This window comes from Breznakia pachnodae (assembly GCF_030814225.1).
In the GTDB taxonomy this organism is placed as follows: domain Bacteria; phylum Bacillota_I; class Bacilli_A; order Erysipelotrichales; family Erysipelotrichaceae; genus Breznakia; species Breznakia pachnodae.
Map to the genome: position 1 here is coordinate 1065852 of NZ_JAUSUR010000001.1, position 18622 is coordinate 1084473.

12 protein-coding genes are annotated in these 18622 nt (G+C 31.9%); 1 reads left to right on the forward strand and 11 read right to left on the reverse strand.

The window, feature by feature from the left end:
- Position 1: 1 nt before the first annotated feature.
- The 4 genes from J2S15_RS05110 to J2S15_RS05125 are packed head-to-tail and all read right to left on the reverse strand — an operon-like array spanning position 2 to position 3312.
- Positions 2 to 313, reverse strand: coding sequence for a PTS fructose transporter subunit IIB (locus J2S15_RS05110; protein WP_307406079.1), 312 nt, complete (start codon positions 311 to 313; stop codon positions 2 to 4).
- Complete coding sequence (locus J2S15_RS05115) at positions 310 to 765, reverse strand: PTS sugar transporter subunit IIA (RefSeq protein ID WP_307406081.1); 456 nt, start codon at positions 763 to 765, stop codon at positions 310 to 312. Before J2S15_RS05115 ends, J2S15_RS05110 begins: the two co-directional genes overlap by 4 nt.
- Positions 766 to 779: 14 nt before the next feature.
- A complete protein-coding gene (locus tag J2S15_RS05120; protein ID WP_307406083.1) occupies positions 780 to 2165 on the reverse strand; it encodes a glycoside hydrolase family 1 protein in 1386 nt (461 codons plus the stop codon).
- A 4-nt stretch (positions 2166 to 2169) separates the two neighbouring features.
- Complete coding sequence (locus J2S15_RS05125; RefSeq protein WP_307406085.1) at positions 2170 to 3312, reverse strand: GDSL-type esterase/lipase family protein; 1143 nt, start codon at positions 3310 to 3312, stop codon at positions 2170 to 2172.
- Between the two features lie 136 nt (positions 3313 to 3448).
- Between J2S15_RS05125 and J2S15_RS05130 the strand changes: the two genes are divergently transcribed.
- A complete protein-coding gene (locus J2S15_RS05130; RefSeq protein WP_307406087.1) occupies positions 3449 to 4153 on the forward strand; it encodes a helix-turn-helix domain-containing protein in 705 nt (234 codons plus the stop codon).
- A 311-nt stretch (positions 4154 to 4464) separates the two neighbouring features.
- On the opposite strand, the gene J2S15_RS05135 is transcribed toward J2S15_RS05130, so the two are convergent.
- The 7 genes from J2S15_RS05135 to J2S15_RS05165 form a co-directional block, all read right to left on the reverse strand.
- Positions 4465 to 7131, reverse strand: a complete 2667-nt coding sequence (locus J2S15_RS05135) for a glycoside hydrolase family 38 N-terminal domain-containing protein (protein WP_307406089.1) — start codon at positions 7129 to 7131, stop codon at positions 4465 to 4467.
- 57 nt (positions 7132 to 7188) lie between these two features.
- Positions 7189 to 8250 carry a PTS fructose transporter subunit IIC gene (locus tag J2S15_RS05140; protein WP_307406098.1) on the reverse strand — a complete coding sequence of 354 codons (1062 nt, stop codon included), beginning with the start codon at positions 8248 to 8250 and terminating at the stop codon, positions 7189 to 7191.
- Positions 8251 to 8326: 76 nt separating this feature from the next.
- Positions 8327 to 8638, reverse strand: a complete 312-nt coding sequence (locus J2S15_RS05145; protein ID WP_307406101.1) for a PTS fructose transporter subunit IIB — start codon at positions 8636 to 8638, stop codon at positions 8327 to 8329.
- A 9-nt stretch (positions 8639 to 8647) separates the two neighbouring features.
- Complete coding sequence (locus J2S15_RS05150) at positions 8648 to 9106, reverse strand: PTS sugar transporter subunit IIA (protein WP_307406103.1); 459 nt, start codon at positions 9104 to 9106, stop codon at positions 8648 to 8650.
- A 1-nt stretch (position 9107) separates the two neighbouring features.
- On the reverse strand, positions 9108 to 11078 hold the full coding sequence (locus tag J2S15_RS05155; protein ID WP_307406104.1) for a BglG family transcription antiterminator: 1971 nt from the start codon (positions 11076 to 11078) through the stop codon (positions 9108 to 9110).
- A 517-nt stretch (positions 11079 to 11595) separates the two neighbouring features.
- A complete protein-coding gene (locus J2S15_RS05160; protein WP_307406106.1) occupies positions 11596 to 12807 on the reverse strand; it encodes a hypothetical protein in 1212 nt (403 codons plus the stop codon).
- Between the two features lie 115 nt (positions 12808 to 12922).
- Positions 12923 to 18601 carry a TIM-barrel domain-containing protein gene (locus J2S15_RS05165; RefSeq protein WP_307406108.1) on the reverse strand — a complete coding sequence of 1893 codons (5679 nt, stop codon included), beginning with the start codon at positions 18599 to 18601 and terminating at the stop codon, positions 12923 to 12925.
- Between the last annotated feature and the right edge of the window lie 21 nt (positions 18602 to 18622).

Consider the following 18622-nt stretch of genomic DNA (forward strand, 5'->3'; position numbering starts at 1 on the left):
GTTAGTCCCCTATTATTTCAATCATTTGTTTATAAATATCATCTGGTTTCTTTAAGATTTTTGTTGTATCTGTCTTCACAATTTTCTTATCTTTAAATCGTTCCATTCCCTCAACTGCAGTATCAATGGCCAGCAGTACACAATCTGCTTCCATGATATCCTGACTTCTTAATTCACTTTCAACACCTGAAGCTGACTGGGTTTCCACAGTTACTTCAAACCCTTTTTTAGCTCCTAACTTCTTAATTGCCTTTGCGGCCATAAATGTATGCATAAGTCCTGCTGGACATGCTGCGATTGCTACTACTTTCATTGAATTTCCCTCCTTATAATAGTTAATAATTCTTCTGTAGTATTTGCTTGTGTTAATTCTACACATATTTCTTCTTCGGTTAACATCTCAGCTATTTTAGCTAATATTTTTAAATGGGTTCCACTCTCATGTAAAGGTACGCAAATCAAGAAAATCAGTTGTACTGGTTCATCATCCAATGTTTCCCAAAAAATCTTTTCTTCACATTTTGCAATGGAAATACTAGTTCTTTTCACATGTTTACTTTGGGTATGTGGAATTGCAATTCCTTTAATAAAACCTGTAGAGACTTCTGACTCTCTTTTCATAATGTCCTGATAGCAGCCATCTGCATCAGAAATTGCATCTACATTCAACAAAGGAATGCACAACGATTTTAAAATAGCTTCTTTTGTCTTTCCTTTTACATGCAAATCAATTAATCGTTCATCGATAAGTTCGTTTATATTCATATTGACCTCAATTTCTATAGTTCTTTTCCATCACTCTTAATAACATTTTGAAACCATGCAAAACTTTTCTTTTTATAACGTTTCATATCTAGCAATTCTGCATCATTGCGATTTACATAAATAAATCCATAACGTTTCTTCATCTCTGCACCTGAACTTAAAATATCAATTGGAGCCCATGTAAGATATCCCATACAAGGAACACCATCAACATCCATAGCTAAGTTCATTTGTTCCAAATGCTCTTTAAAGTATTGAATTCGATAATCATCATCTACTGTGTGTTGTTCATTTAATTCTTCAATCACACCAATTCCACTTTCAAAAATAAATAATGGCTTATGATAACGATTGTATAATTCATTCATAGAAATTCTTAATCCTACTGGGTCAATTGTCCAATCCCACTCTGTAGCAGTTAAATATTCATTTTGTGGAAATGGGCTTTTACCACTGACAAATGATCCAAAGATTAAATCATTTAAGTCATGTTTTCCCGGTTCTTGATTTGTTACTTTAGAAAAGTAATAACTGAATCCAACAAAATCAGCTGTATTCTCTTTTAATAACTTCAATTCCTGTTCGCTCATCTCTGGCAGGATTCCATTTGTTTTCCAGTCAATTAATAATCTTGGTGCATACTCACCACGTACCATAACATCCAAGACTTCATAATTATATTCGTTCTGCGCCTTCATTGCCGCCTCTACATCTAATGGATGTTGAGTTTGTGGATAGATGGGACAATACTGAATCATCGCTCCAACTTGAGCATCTGTTACCTTTTTATGAATATGTTTTACACAAATAGCATTCGCCAACAATAAGTTATGAATCACTTGGGTTTTGGTTTTCTGATAATCTGGATCATCAAACTTCATACCACTAAAAATCAGTGCAGGCATATGACAACCGTTTTGTTCATTCATTGGAATCCAAATTTTAACTTTATCTTTAAATTCTTCTGTTAGCAGAGAAACATATTCTTCATATGCACGTATTGTTTCTTTTGACTTCCATCCACCATATTTCTTTTGTAGAGTAAGTGGAATATCAAAGTGATATGTACAGATAATTGGTTCAATATCATTTTTTATTAATTCATCTACAAAGTCATGATAATACTGTAATCCGACTGTGTTTATTTTTCCTTCTCCTTCTGGAAAAATACGTGCCCAAGCAATTGAAAATCTATATGCTTTTAATCCTAGTTCTTTAAACAGTGCAATATCTTCTTTGTAACGATGATATTCATCAATTGCTACACTCCAATCAGAACGTCCTTCTCGTACAGGTAATACATCATAAATTGATTTTCCCATTCCATACGTTTCATCTTTTCCACCTTCTGTTTGATGAGCGGAAACTGATCCACCCCATAAAAATTGTTGTTCTTTCATTTTTTTACCTCTCAACATTTATAATTTTTTGCGACTCTAATCTTTTAACTATATATTCTGCGAGTACTTCACCACCTTTATCATTTAAATGCAATCCATCCCCACTTTCATATTCCTTTTTCAACTCTCCTGTACACTTATCCATTAATACTGAAGATAAATCTATTACACAATCCAAATCATCACTTGCCAATATTTCTTCATTTATCTTCATCCAAAGTTTTCTTCTATCTTCATCCATATGTTCAATCTCACCAAATGGGTAAATCGTACAACCAACCACTTTTATCCCTTTCAGTTTTGCTTTCATAATAAGTTTTCTGTATCCATCCATCATTTCTCCAACAGTAGGAAGTTCATTATTATCAGGCCCGTTTTGTGTTCCTGGTTGATACAAATCATTTCCACCTAATGCCACAATTAACAAAGAAATATTTTCTAATTCCATTACATCCCAATCAAAGCGACAAATCCCTGCTTCTCCAAATAATTCGCCATAACCAGGATATCCTGTATTTCTTAATAAACGATTTCCACTGATTCCCATGTTGATAATACTAATTTCATTATTATAGGATGATAATTTCTTTTGTAGTGGAATCGTCCACCTTGAATTAAATGTATTCGAATCACCAAATACAACTACTGATTTTGCCTTTATCGTTTCACTATATACATCAACTCTAGACAAGAGCATTAAAGGCTGATACTTAATATTCAAGACCTCATCGCCATTATTTACTTCAAAATTTAATGTCTTAGTATAATCCCCTTGTATTGATTTATTAGTTTTAATTAGATCATTTCCAGAAGATAGCTTTCCTTTTAGAATATAAAAGCGAATCTCTATTTCTTCCCCTTTTTCCACAATCACATCAATTTCATCACATATAAGTTGATCACCTTTAGAAACTATTAAGCAAGAATTTCCATGACTTGTAAGTTCATATAATCGATTTCTTACAATTACAATCGCCTGTTTAATTTCAACATCCTCAGTATTGTATCTTCCCGACCATATGATACGTGGTTTTTCACCACTGATATTCATTTTTATGCTTGTCTGAAAAGTAATATCTTCTACTTCCTTACTAAATACAGTTGCATCTACATGTGCCTGTGCCCATGTGGTAAACCACTTTTTCATTACTCTCCTTTCTGCAAATACTTCTTGCTATCTCTACTTGCATTCTAGCAATCAATCTCATACAATATATATGTAAATGTAACTTTTACTATAAAAAAGTAACCACTTTTGCAAACGGTTACATATTGAGGTATTTATGAAAAATAATAGTATATTTGAAACTTCTGTATCTTCATTTATCTTTGATTATAAACATCATACTTATGAAGAGGAAAAAAATAATCTAAGTAATCTTTTAAAAAGTGAATCATCTCTTGGTATCTTATCCGTTGACTTAAACACTTACATGGAAGTATTGGGCCCAGATCCAATACGTGCAATGAAAAACTCATTAATTACGTTTATCACGCTTCTATGTCGTAGTGCAATTGACCTTGGTGTTCCTGCAGAAAAGAGTTTTTCACTAAGTGATTACTATATTAATGAACTTGAATCCTGCGATACACCAAAAGCACTTCAAGTCCTTTCAGATGATTTATTAAATACATACAAAGGATTAGTAAAAGAAACTGATATTTATAATTATTGTTATCATGTCGAAAAAGCAGTTCGCTATATTAATGCGAATATTTATAATAACTTACAAGTTCAAGATGTCTGCTCCTACTTAAAAATCAACCAACGTTATTTTTCAAGAATCTTTAAAAAGGATACACAAATATCACCATCAACCTACATTATCAATAAGAAAATAGAAGAAGCAAAAAAGTTATTAAAGATCCCTTCATACTCAATTAAGGATGTATCTGAGATTCTTAATTTCTGTAACTACAATCATTTTTCTTATACTTTTAAAAAAGTAGTTGGAATTACTCCAAAAGAATTTCAACATCTAAGATAAATTACACAAAAAAGTAAGCTCAATGGAGCTCTCTTTTTTCGGTATATTAAATAATCGTGGGGTGAAAAGTGCTATAAATAAATAGAGGGGTGTTTCAAATCGAGCTATAAATTATAAATGGGGTGTTTTTCACCTCTTTTTTTATTATGATTTAGTAAGCCTCAGTTATAAATAAGGCTTTAAATTCTTTGTGGGTATTTCACACCCCACTTTTTATTTAACCTTTTTTCTCTAAACCCCGTGTTTTTTTATAGGGTCCACAAAAGAAAAGGAAATGATTTAACTGCTCAGTTATTCATTTCCTTTTTGTATTATTTTGTCTCTAATAATAATGTAGTTAATTGATTTCTATTCACTTTACTGATCTTAACAATCCCGCTCATTACGGCTAAATCAGAACCATCTGGGTTATTTAATTTCTTTACAAATACATTTGTATTTACTTCTGGTTCTTCTGCAAGATTTAAAGTAGAAATCTTATTGAATATAAATCGATTCACACTTAACTCTACATCAGTTAATTCATAACTGTATGGATTTACTACTCTTAATACATATCCATCTTTTTGACTCGATGGTTTTAATGTTGTAGCAATCAATCCCGAATTACTGGATGCAATTGTTAATGTATCTGGTAAGCTTCCTTCAGTTGTATACTCTGCATATGAAATTGCATAAATAGGATTGTTGTATTGTTCTGCTAGTTGAATATAATCTACATCATTAGAAATTGGCATAAAGCTATACTCAGCTGTATGTTTCCCTAACATCTGTGATTGAGGAGTTGCATCTGTAGAACCACTTCGTCTTCCTGGACGATATTTTAAATCTGTATTTCCCATAAAGCCAACCGATGACAATAATGTAATAGCCAACTTTGTTGTATCTTCCTGATAGGTTTCATACTGAGGAAGTCCTTTATTCAAAACAATAAATCCAGTTCCATCTTCCTTTCTAAGTCCTGAGTACTTATGTTGATTAAACACTGGATAATAATATTCATGCCATTTATCATCAATACTAGTTTGTGACTCTGCAAATTCATTATCACGAATGATTTCACCTAGTTGAATATCCGCAAAGTTAGTAGACACTATTGTTCCAATATCAAATAGTACTTGGATTCGATGATTTTCTGCATGATTATCAATCTCTGTTTTAACATAAACCTGTGCATCTTTTTTACGCAACGTAACAGTTGTTGCAAGTTCTAACTTAATCAACGCTTCCGAACGACATTGATTGGTTGTCGTTTCAGGAATCATCATTTCATAAGTAACTTTTAAACTTGATTCTAAATTGGTTTCTTTTACTAATTCACAAGCTTTCATTGCTCCAATTGAATTATATTGTTTATCATTGTGGGATGGTGAGTAGTCATATTCATCACCAGCATTTCCATCATCAATAATAATATGTTGTTTCTTATACTCGATACCTGTAGTTTTATCTGTAATATTCCATGTACCATCTTTCACTATCTCAATTCTAATAACATCATTCTCTAAAGAAGTATCATTTGTCTGAATACATTTACTGTATTCAGGTCTCAAGCCTTCTTTTACATAGATTGTCTGATACCCATAGCCAACCTGATCAGCATATAAACTAATTGATGTTTTATCATAGAAGTCATCAGGAATTGGTGTAAACGATACCTTAGTATCTTTCAGATTAAATGGTTCTACTTTATTTATCTGATACTCTAATTCATTACCTGCAGCATCATATATCATAAAATCTTTATTCTTTACATAAATATCTGCATCTATATATGATGTACGCTTACCTAGATATGATGAAAATAATAAAATTGGTCTTCCTCTGTCACTTCCATACCGAATCATCTGATGCAGTTTTTCGAATTTTTCTTTTAATAAATATTCTGCAATCTGATCTGCATAAACCATTCTCATCTGCATTTCTTTATGTATAATATCTGTACAGCAGCAGCAAATACTATCATGCGCATGATTTTCAACAATATATTTCCAACCACGATCAATAATTGCTTTATCACTGTGAACCCCATATATTGAACCAAGTGCCGATACTGGTTCTAATAAATGAAGATATTTATTTTCAATTTCAAAATTTTGTTTTTTTATATCTAGCCTAGTTGCTCCTATGCTATTGTGAGTACGACTACGTTTCCCTTTTCTTAGTTCACCAACAACTGTTTCCATTTTATCTGTATATGGGCGTATCGCATTTATATACTCCATAGGAGAAGCAAGCACAAATTCATAATCCAGTTCCTTTTCTTTATATAATTCATTTAATCGTTTTACTGTACGTGGTAAGAACTTTTTTACATAACTTTGATCTGAACCACACATTAGTAAATAATGATCACTAATATTTCGTTGTGTAAGTAACTCAATATTTTCTTCAATAACATTAATATTGTTGGCATCATCCTCATTTAAGAACATTGCATTTCCATAACCAATTGGCATCCAGGTAGCAATTAGTTGACTTCCATCTAACCCTTCCCAGATAAAATCATTATATTTGGAATCACTTTCCGCAAACCCTCGATAAAAGATTGTACTATCGATTCCAAATCCTTTCATTAGGGTAGGAAAAGTAGCAGACTGTCCAAATGAATCTGGTGCATACCCGATTCTTAAGAAATCTCCATATTCATCTGAGATACTTTTGCTAATCAACAGATTACGAATAATTCCTTCTGCTGTTGGCAAATGTTCATCTGGTTGAACATACCATGGACCAATTGGTAATTGTCCATTTTGTACATACTTTTTAAAATGTTCTTTTTCTTCTGGACGTACATCAAAATAATCATCTATAAAACTAGTTTGTGCATCTAACAAATAGTTTGTATAGTCTTTATCATTATCCAAAGTTTCTAATAAATCATCCATAAAATGGGTTAACTTTATTCTATTCTCCTGAAATGCACGATACCATTCACGATCTAAATGAGAGTGAGGTACAATATAAAATTTTTTCATCATGTCTTCCTTTCTATCAAAAGCAAGCAACTTAGAAAAGTCTAAGTTGCTTATTACTTAAAAACTCATTTCAAAATCTACATCATCTTCTGTTGTTTCAGCATCACTTGCTTCTTTTTTAAAGATTACTTGTAAAGTTGTAGAAACAACTACTCCTACTACAATACACACTACAAACATCAGTGGTTTATCTGCAGCTGGAATTCCAATAATCCCAGATACTCCAGTTGTTGAGATACTTAATCCCATCATTAATGCTCCACCAATTGCTGAACCAATGATATTTGGTACAATTACATGCAATGGATCTCTAAATGCATAAGGCAATGTAGCTTCCGTTATACCAACTAAACCAGTAACAATTGCACCAGGTGCATTCTTACGCTCACTTTCCGTAAACTTCTTAGGAGCAATAAGACTAGCTAATCCAGTTGCGATTGCTGGAACCATAATTCCAGGGAATACAGCTGCATTTGCCATAAATCCTAAACCACTTGGATCTGCCCAAACTGCAAATACAAAGGTTAACGCAATTTTACCTAAAGGGCCTCCCATATCAAATGCACACATTGCACTCAATATAGCTCCCAAGATAAATGCTGTACTTGTATTTCCTGCAAGACTTAATAATCCATCAATAATTAAATTGTTTAATTCTCCAACAACAATCCCTACTGGATATGCCATCATAAAGTAGATTACTAATGATGCAACAACCGGAATAATCAATGTTGACTTCAAAGAAGCAATAATTTCTGGGAATGGTAATTTTTTAATCCACTGAACCAAGAATCCTGCAATAATACCTGCAATTAGTCCACCTAGAAAACCGCTTGCTGCCGTATTTTCCAAAATTGGATTGGCTGCAATATATCCTCCAATAAACCCAGGAGCAATACCTGCTTTATCAGCAATTGCATACGAAACATATGCTCCAAAAATTGGTGGAATAAATCCCATTACTGTCCACGCAAAACCATTTAACTTAACAATAACATCTGTATCTAATCCAAAATATGTAGTCAGTATTCCTGTACCTGCAATCGTAAGACCAGCAACTACAATAAAAGGCAACATATATGACACACCTGTCATAAGTGCTCGTTGTATATTTTTCATATATTTTCTCCTTAATATATTGAACAAAGAATTTATTTTGCGTTAGACGTCATTACGAAAATATTTCTTTTATCCACTAACCTTGTAACTTCTCTTCTATTTTCTTTAGTAAAGTTTCTGGACTTTTTACCGCACTTTGAATTGCCACTTTAACTGTTGGTTTATTTTCAAAGCGATCCATTTTAGCAATACCCACTTCAATTGCAAGTATCACAACATCCGCCTCCTTTACTTCATCCATTGTAATTTCATTTTCTATTCCTAAGGCACCTTGTGCTTCCACTTTAATTTCATGTCCAAGTTTAAGTGCCGCCTGTTCCAGTGAAGACTTTGCCATATAGGTATGTGCTACTCCTGTTGGACAGGCACAAACAGCTACTATTTTCATTTCGACCTCCTATTGTATTACTTCATTTAAAGATTGCATCATTTCATAAATTTCATCTGCTGATGATGCCTTCTTCAGTGATTCAACAAACGATTCTACCATAATCATTTGAGCAACTTGAGCCAATACTCTTATATGCATCTGATTTTCATTTGCTTCTGGAATCATTAATGCAAATAGAATCTTTGCATACTCACCTGTATCCGTCCACGCAATACCTGTATCATTAATCACGATTGCTACACTTGCATCTTTAATACTCTTGTTTCTACAATGCGGTATCGCAATCTCATTATCAATGTAAGTTGAGAACTCAGCTTCTCTTGTATAAAATCCATTCTTTACTTCTTCAACTGAAGTAGAGCGACCTGTATCTTTTAACTGTTGTGCAAGAAATCTAAACACTTCATCCTGCTCTTTGAATTGCATATTCATAAATATCAATTCTTTTGTAATAACTTCTTTCATCCTATTCTCCTTTTTGTAATACATCTAAAAGCATTTGTGCATCACTTTGTTTACATAACTCATCGAATTCTATTTCATCATTAAATGCTCGATATATATCTAGCATAGCTGGAATATGATAATGATTATCTTCGACTATTACTGCCAGCACCAGTTCTACTTCCTGCTGTCTTTCATTCCACCATAATGGTTTATTTACTTTAATGACAAACAGATTGCTCTTCTTTACTAATTCGTGTAGTCGAACACATACCATTGCAATTCTTTTATCTTTAAATACTTGATCATTTAATTTCTTACAATTAATCGATAATATTTTTTCTGTATGCTCACTTGTATTTCCATTCTTAATCCACTCATCACTAATATAGGAAAATAATTGGTTCGTACTTTTGACATTGCTATTCCATACGATTGTCTTCTCATTCAACAACATCGCCTTTGTAAGATTTTCTTTTCTTTCTTTTATCATTGGTCTTTGATAAGTAGGCAAATACATTTTTAATTCTTCAATATCCTTAGCACTTAGAAGCGGATGAATTGTATGTACTTGAATCCCTTCTATTTCTAAACGCATAGTACTAATTACACAATCGATATTCAATAATTCTAGAGTTGAGGTTAACTGCATTGTTCCTATTACTGCAGCTACATCTATTAGAAATAATTCTTTAAGTTGATTAATTAAAATTGAGGTTAATTCTTCACTCTTATTACTTACAATCACTGCTTGAATCGATTTCTGCATATGTACTCTTTGATTCAAATCAATTAAATGATATGCCAATATCCAAATTTCATCATTATTAAGTTTTCCATTCACCATTTCATCTATTGGTTTGCTTGATAACTTAACGAGGTTAAACATATCTGTATAAAAACTATCTTTTAGTGTAATTACATTTTTTCGTACAGGAATCGACAGTTTTCTTTGAATCCAAATATTACGTATTTCATTTTGAAAAGCATAAGATAAATCCTGATAAATAATATCTGATTTTTCAGATGAATCCTCCAAGTTAGCAATAAATGATTCTGTAACTTTCTTCAAATATCCTTCGTTTATAGGAAAATCTAGATTATATAATGAATATGAAGTGATGTATAATGCATATGCAATATATTCTTTTTCTGATTCATTAATCGTATATCCAACATAATCCATAATCTTTATAAACAGACAATCAATTAAATTACTCGCTTTACTTATTACATAAGTATCACCCGTAGGCTCTACCTGCTTTCTCATCATTAACCGTTTTATCATGACACTTAAATGTCCAGCTAATAGTAAGAATTTCATATCTGATAATTGAATAACCAATACAGTCTTTATAATCTCTATACATTCTTTTATAAAGTTTAAATCAATATCTTCAAACAAATGCCAATATACTCGATAAGGTATCTTTTGATCTGTATCTAAAATCAAACTTGCTATATCTACAACGTCTGATCGATCCATATTATAGATATAAGAATGTACAACTTTCTGACGCAATGTCATTTCATCACTTTCCAAATACATTCCCTCAAGATTACCTTTTAATTGAAACTGATCATCATTATATTGAATTCTAAACTTTTCAATATCTTTAACAATTGTACTTTTAGATACAATCAGATAATCAGCTAATTCATCTATAATTAAAGGCTTTTCACTCATTGTCATCAAATACATCATTTCCAAAATACGTTCTTCTGGTAAGTAACTCATCTTGACAACTTCTTTTTGATTGATTAACTCATATAGAAAATTTACATTTACAGCATCATCTTCAATCATGATGCCTTGCTTTCCTTGGCGAACTAACTTCTTCATCTTTTTCTGTGATAGAAAGAAATCAATATCATTTAAATCTCCACGAATGGTTTTTTCCGAAACATGCATCTTTTCTACAAGATCACTTATCTTAATATTTTGTTGCTTGATTATCTCCAATAGAATAATCCTTGATCGCTTGTTTAGCAATGTAGTTCCTCCTCACTGTCATTATAGTATTCCTATAATTTATCGTAAATTGTAAATCTGTTCCCTAATTTTTGCGACAAGTTTTATAACTTGCATATATATACCTATCTACTAAATTCATTATAACTCCATCTGTGATTATAAAGGGGATTTCTTGCATTCGATAGATGCGAATAACACACAAATTTTAATCATATAATAATTATGAGTAGAAAATTTGAACAAAAAAACAATTCCAATTGATTTTGAAATTGTCATTAAGTTTATATATTTTTACGTATAGAATATAAATCCTAATTTTATCACTCGTATCTTTCTATGGTTTCATAAATAATTGAGAAACCTCATTGACTTTTTTGCTAACTCCTAATATTTTTGCATATTTTGCAAGTCTGTTTTAATTATGTTTAGAGTTCGAAAAATAATTTTGAATAGCTTCAATATATACTTGTAATTCAATTCGATTTTTATTAATGATGATATCACAGATTATTTTATTTGAGTCTCTAGATTTAAATTATTCCGAAAGAGTTTCAACATCTTCGATAACAATTGCTCTTTGATCTTTATCATAATGTATATTAACATTTAAAATTTCATTTAATTTTGATAATGTTATATATTTTGTCTCTTCATCAATTGTCTCAAGTCTATAAATATCTTCACCATTCAGATACAATTTTCCTTCTTCAGTATCAAAACTCATGGTTAAATACCTATCTTCAACCGTAAAACCATCCTCATTATAATATGATATTTTGACACCTGTTTCTTCTTCGTATGAAGATGTAACTGAATATTGGTCGAAACTTCTAATAAACAAACTAACGTCCTCTTGACTTATCACATACTCCTCTGCTTTATCACTCCATCGCGCAATAATATCTTTATATGTTACTTCTCCATCTTTTGTGATTAGTTTTTTCACTATTGTTTGACCACCATTTTCAATAATATCTTGCTCTTCCAAATATCTACCATAATTCTGCCATGTATACTTTTTATTTTCTTTATCATAATAAAATACTTGGTATCTGTAATTATTTGGTTCCGTTATTTCCTTCGTATCTAGAATACCAATAACTTGATAGCTCCCATAAGAATCATTCATATCTCTTACCAACACTTCAATGTTCGCTTTTGCTTCCTGACATAAACTCGAATCATGCTGGAGTGTTAGATCTTCATAACCAACTACAAGTTGTACATCAAAATTATCTACAAAGTATTCTCCATATAAGTGATTTAGTTTAACTCCACTTGTTTCATCAAATAAACTAGTTAATATTTCCTTCTTTTTTTCTGGTCTTATCCCCAGTTTTAGTTGCATTTTATATGTAATAATTTCATCAGAATATTTTGAATTTTCTTGTATAGAATAGTTTAAAGTTTCAAACCCTAGTCTTACTTCATCATCAAGTCTAGTTTCAATATAAGCAAGTAATGTTTCTTCAAATGATTCCATATTATTAAAAGTAAACCATCGTTTATTACCATCTATATCCTTATACTCAATCTTCCACTGCATCCCTCGATCATAGGTAGGAATAAGAATTGCATCTCTTGAGTATACATCATAATTACTCTCTTTGATATCGTAATTTTTAAAACTGTAATCCAAAAAAGTTTTATATTCTTCATACGTATTATCTGTAAATTTTTCTTTCGTACATCCCGAAGCTATAAGTATTATAATTATCATAAAAGTAATGATTTTTCTCTTTCTCATTAGTTACCATCCTTAAGTAATATTCTAATAGAAATACTTTATTATTGGGAATAAAGTTTCATTTATAGCATAAAATAAAACTGGTTACTTTTTAATAACCAGTTTTAGGTAATTATTATTTTATTCTCTTAAAAACTTTACGTTTCTTATAAATCACTAGCATTGATAATGCCCCTAACATGATAAATATCATTTCTTGATTATCAACTCCAGTAGTTGGTCCATTTGTTGATGAACCAACATTTGAAACTTTGTCTTTCACTTTCAAATCATCAAATGTTTTAGACAAGTCTTTATAAGTTTTATCAACTGTTGTTTGATCAGTAGCATTATCTTTTACATCTTTTGCAGTTTCCAATTCTTTATCTAAGTCTTTTAAACTGTCATCTGTATAGATATCGCGATTAATGTTTTCACTATCATCAATTAAATCAGTTAAATCATTTTTATCTACTACTGTTTCATCAGTTGTTGTTTCTGCTTCTTTTTCTTGAAGTGCAGTTATTGCATCGCTAAGTGATTGTACCATTTGGTCAATTGCTTCTTGTGTTGCTAGTGTTTTTACTAATTCTTCAGCCTGTGCAATCACATCAGTCAAATTAGCAGCACTAGTTTCATCATACAAACTTACATCAACATTTTTAGCTTCTTCAAGTTTTTGATCAAGAATTGTTGAGTCAACAGGAGTTTCCTTTACAACCAATGCATCAAGACCTGATTGTAATTCAGCAACTGCTTGATCAACTTCTGTTTGTTCATTTGCTGTAGTCATTAATGCTTCTGCAGCTTCTTTGACTCCTTTAAGACTAGCTATACTATCATCTGTATAGTTACTTAAATCGCCATTAGCTTTCGCAAGAAATTCATCATATTTAGAAGTATCTAGTACATTGTTACCATCAATTTCAATTTCATACAATGATAACATTCTATTTTCTTCGCTACCTGTTTTTGTACCTGTAGCACTACCAGTTGAAGTTTTAGGGGTAATGATTATTTCTTTAAATAAGGTATTATCACTACCTTCACTTTTTTTACTTACTCCATTATAAGTAAATGTGAATATATCTTTCGCTTCTTCATAGCTTCCTAAGTTTACTTCTTTGCCATCAGTTGTAATTCCTTTCGCGAATATAGAAGTAACAATTCCATTAGTATTAGCTTTACTTATACGATTGTATACACGTACTTCACTAATTGATCTTGGTTGATCAAATATAAAATGCATGTCCATGGGTAATTTCACTTCAGCTGTAATATCTTGTTTATCATCTATAAACCATTTGAACTCAGCCATGCTGGTTGTAGTATCACCATCAAATAACAATTTTTTCCAGTTAGCTTGTTGCCATAGGTTTGTAGCATCTACTGCCTTGTTACCATCCATGAATGTTATATCTGATACTCCTTGACCTGGTTTTAGTGTGTTCTTTGTTAAACCATCTTTTGCATCTTTTAATGTAGCTTGTACAGATAGAACATCTTTGGTAAGTACATCTTCATCATCAGCAACTTGCGTTGCTTTCGTATATGCATTTGTAAATGCATTCCAACTATCTACTGTATAAGCAAGTTTATTTCCCGAATCTATAATTGTTTTTGATTCTTTTACTAATGCAGTTAACTCACTCTTATCTGCTTTTACATCACCTCTAGTAACTTGTGCATTTACAAGATTATTTTGAGGTCCAATTAACATAAATTCATTAGGGAATACTACATCAGCATCTTGTTTTGCTTTCATCTTAATTGTCATTAAATCAATATTTCCAGATATCATATCTTTATCTCCATGATTAGCAAAACTAATTGTTTCAACTTCATCATTGCTACCATCTTTACTTGATGTAGAAGATAAATCTAACATATCTTTTAATGTATCCGCAGGTGTAACACTAACTAATTCGTATTTTGTTTTATCATAAGTGAAGATAGCACCTAAAGCATTTACATTCTTTAAGTCATTACCTTTGATTGCTACATCAAATGTTTCTCCAGCTTTTACAGTCTCTTTCTTATCGACATCTACATATACACTACCTTCGGCATTTCCAGTGTTAGTAGTTCCACCATCAACTTTGTTCATTACAAATGAGTAATCATAAATATCGAATACACCATTCTTATTAACATCAGCATTTTTAGATGCTATTTGAGATTCAAATGATGTATTACCTTCCAATAAACCTTTATAGTTTTTAATTTGGGTTACATCATCTTCACCAATTTCACCATCTAAGTTAAAGTCTCCTAAATCATATCCTGTGGAACCTGGAACTTTATCTAAAATAAATTCTCCTACACTGGTATAACCATCGTTACCATTACTATCCTTAGAATTACCTTCAAGTGGAACTATTTTTAGATATCTCGCAGATAAATTATTCATATCAATATATTTTTTTTCTGCTGTTGAACCTTCAGCCCATGGTTGTGTTTTACCATCAAATACTTTGGTCCAGTTTTGACCATCTAAGCTTGTATATAAATCAAGTTTATAAATATCACCTAATCCATTTGTTGCATAGTCACTTCTAGCAACATAAGTAAATTTATCTAAGTTATATATTCCTTTATAATCTACTATAAATGCTTTACCTAATTGATTTGGAGCTGAACGAAAATAAGTATCATCTAATTTTTGATCAAAAGCGGATTCTAAATTACCCCATCCTACTTCTCCTTCATATGTTGGTGTACCTACTAATGTGTCTTTCCATGGATCAGCATCTGTAGTAAGTTTTAGCTCATCACTCCATTTAGAATATCCATCAGCATTGCGAGCACGCACTTGATAAGTATGTTCGCTGCTGTAGATAAGTCCTTCATGGTTAAATGTTGTAGTATCTGCAGTAAATCCTCCACGTAAGATTCCATCAACTTTTAATTCGTATGAATCTGCATCTGTGATTTTGTTCCAATTAAGTTTGATTGAAGTTGCTGTAATATCACCATCTTGTTGTTCTGCAAACACTGGTGTTTCAAGAGTTGCATTTTCTTTATCATTTGAATCTTCTGAAGTATATTTGTATCCTTTAATTACAAGGGTTTGTTCATCAACACTAACATCTGTTTTAGGGAATGACACATATAGTTTTGGAGTAGTTGTAATCTTAGTCTTACTAAATTCTCCATCACCTGTAGCGTATTTATTTAAATCAGGTGTTTCATTGTAGAAGTAAGCACCTTGACCTTTATCAACTAAAGAATCAAATTCCACTTGGTTCTTCGCTTCCATTAATTCAATATCTTTACTTCCGTTTTTAGCACTTACTTTTGTAGGTTCTGCACTCATATTCACAACAAATTTTGTGGATCTGTTTGAATCATATCCAGTATAAGAACCTGTAGAAGATTTAGCAACTAACGTAGCTGTTCCATCTTTTACAGTTGAAGTAAATTCAGTACTTACACTTCCGCCATAACTTACATCACTCTTTTCATTTCCATTTTCATCTACTCCATCAATGTACATTCCATCATCTTCATAAGAAGTATAACTTGTTGTACCTTTGCTAGTAGATGGGAAGAATTCAACAATTCTCTTTGTTTTATCCAACCCTTTGTCATTTGTTTCGGTTTGAGCAAATGGGTTATTGTTATCTTCATACATTGGAACAATTGATCCACTCTTCACAAACAAAGGTAATTTCCATACTGGAGCATCAAAGTTATTTAAGATTTGACCACCCTTGTATGACTTACCAGTAAAGTAGTCAATCCATGTTTCTTTGCTATCTGGTAAGTAGATATCATTTCTAACATCATTTCCTTTATCATCAGAAGCAGTATCTTGATAGATTGGAGCAACCAAGAAGTTTTCACCAAACATATATTGATATTGTACTGCATCTCCATAAGCTAACTCATCATCTGGATATTCCAAGAACATGGCACGAATCATTGGTAATCCATCGGTTGCTTCTTGAGCAGTCGTATAAATATATGGCATTAATTGTGCTTTTAGTTTTAGATACATACGGTTCATATCATCAAAATCATCACCATGTCCATAAGGTTTCTTGGCAATCGATCCCCATCCATCCATATCTAGCATTAATGGTGTAAATACTTTCCATTGGAAGTCTCTGGTTGTAATTACATTAGTAGCTGTACTACCACCAAAGATTCCATCCATATCACTACCAATATTTGGGTTACCACTTAGTGATTGTCCAATATATGTTGGAATGTGGAAACGAATGTATTCCCATTTACCACCAGTTTGGTCACCTGTCCATATTGCAGCATGACGTTGAGAACCAGCCCAACCATCTAAGGTTACAATATTTGGTCTTGTGTTTGTTGAAGCTATTTTTTCAAATGCTGTTTTAGTTGCATTTAATCCAAAAGAATAACCAGAACCAACCCAGGCAACATCCGTTTTTAAACTTTGAATACCGGCCACATTTACTTCTTTATCAAAATCTCTTAAGGTTTGATATCCATGGTATCCATTCTTATCTTTTTCTGAAGTCGCAACATCCAAACCACTTTGTGTCCATAGTCCTGTTGCTACTCCATGTTCATTTGCATAGTCAGTAAATTCTTTTAAGTTATTAATGTTTCCATCCACTGCTTTTGCTTGAGCATCCTTATCATCACTCGTTCCTAAAGGATAGTTTTGATAATATCCATTTTGACCATAACCTGCTCCATATCCATCATTTGGTAAGAACCAACCAAGAGGCATATCATTATCTGCATATCCATCAATTACAGCGCGAGCTGAGAATTTATATAGTTCTTCACTTGATTTATCAGTTAATGGTGAAGTACCATTTAATGTTTCTGGAATGTATGGTGAATCAACAGCAATTTTTCCATCATCACCTAACGGCATTTTATAATCTTTATTTCTTCCATATTCATAATATGTATTTCCATCTTCTAACACCGTTGCAGTACCATCACCTAGTTGTTCTTGTGACCAAGTATCACGATTGTATGCATTTAGGTGTCCTAAATAGAATGCATATTCTGGTAGTAACGTTGGATTACCAGTTACTTTATAGTAATCTTTTAAAATATCAGCTGGTTTATTTCCTAAGAAATAATAAGCATCAAAGCGATTTTCACTATGTTGAGTTGATATCGTTTTATCATCGTTATTTCTAAAATCATAAGAACCTTGTTTAAAGGTATTTCTTAATACTCCATATCCCTTAGTAGACCAATAGAATGGGTTTGGTGATGCAACACCCCCATCTGTCCATTTATTAGTGTTAGAAATACTAATGACTTGTCCTTTGTGAGAGAAACGACCATTTTGTGTTCCTCCTCCATAAAAGTATTCACTATCATCAGTCTTCAATGTTTGTTTGGTAGAATCCCCAAGAGTAATTGCAGAACTTTCTGCAAGCACTTCTTTTCCATCCACTGCCACACTCATGGTTGCAGTTTCTTTATTCAATATAATAACTGTAGAACCCGCAGTAATTACTTCAGCCTTATCACTTTCTTTTATTGTTGGTGTTGGCTTTGTATAATCATCGGATGAATCACTTTGATTTTGAATCGTTGCTTTGTGATCCTTAGAACTAGGTTCTGCATACTCATTAAATTCACCTGTGGGATCGATGTAGAAACGAAAGATTCCATCTTCTAAGAAAGTAATCTTTCCAACGATTCCATCATTGTATTTAATTGTAACAACATTGTCATCTACTGACGCGCTATCAATAGATGTTAAGTCAATCGTTTCAGCGGCTAATACTTTACTTCTAGGCATTGTCAGCATAGAAGCAGCTACCATAGCGAAAGATACCAATAAATACATAATTTTTTTCTTCATTGTTTCTCTCCTTTTTTTATA

Bases quoted from the DNA above. Each gene is read 5' to 3' on its own strand.
- J2S15_RS05110 (WP_307406079.1), bottom strand. From the start codon at position 313: ATGAAAGTAGTAGCAATCGCAGCATGTCCAGCAGGACTTATGCATACA.
- J2S15_RS05115 (WP_307406081.1), bottom strand. From the start codon at position 765: ATGAATATAAACGAACTTATCGATGAACGATTAATTGATTTGCATGTA.
- J2S15_RS05120 (WP_307406083.1), bottom strand. From the start codon at position 2,165: ATGAAAGAACAACAATTTTTATGGGGTGGATCAGTTTCCGCTCATCAA.
- J2S15_RS05125 (WP_307406085.1), bottom strand. From the start codon at position 3,312: ATGAAAAAGTGGTTTACCACATGGGCACAGGCACATGTAGATGCAACT.
- J2S15_RS05130 (WP_307406087.1), top strand. From the start codon at position 3,449: ATGAAAAATAATAGTATATTTGAAACTTCTGTATCTTCATTTATCTTT.
- J2S15_RS05135 (WP_307406089.1), bottom strand. From the start codon at position 7,131: ATGAAAAAATTTTATATTGTACCTCACTCTCATTTAGATCGTGAATGG.
- J2S15_RS05140 (WP_307406098.1), bottom strand. From the start codon at position 8,250: ATGAAAAATATACAACGAGCACTTATGACAGGTGTGTCATATATGTTG.
- J2S15_RS05145 (WP_307406101.1), bottom strand. From the start codon at position 8,638: ATGAAAATAGTAGCTGTTTGTGCCTGTCCAACAGGAGTAGCACATACC.
- J2S15_RS05150 (WP_307406103.1), bottom strand. From the start codon at position 9,106: ATGAAAGAAGTTATTACAAAAGAATTGATATTTATGAATATGCAATTC.
- J2S15_RS05160 (WP_307406106.1), bottom strand. From the start codon at position 12,807: ATGAGAAAGAGAAAAATCATTACTTTTATGATAATTATAATACTTATA.
- J2S15_RS05165 (WP_307406108.1), bottom strand. From the start codon at position 18,601: ATGAAGAAAAAAATTATGTATTTATTGGTATCTTTCGCTATGGTAGCT.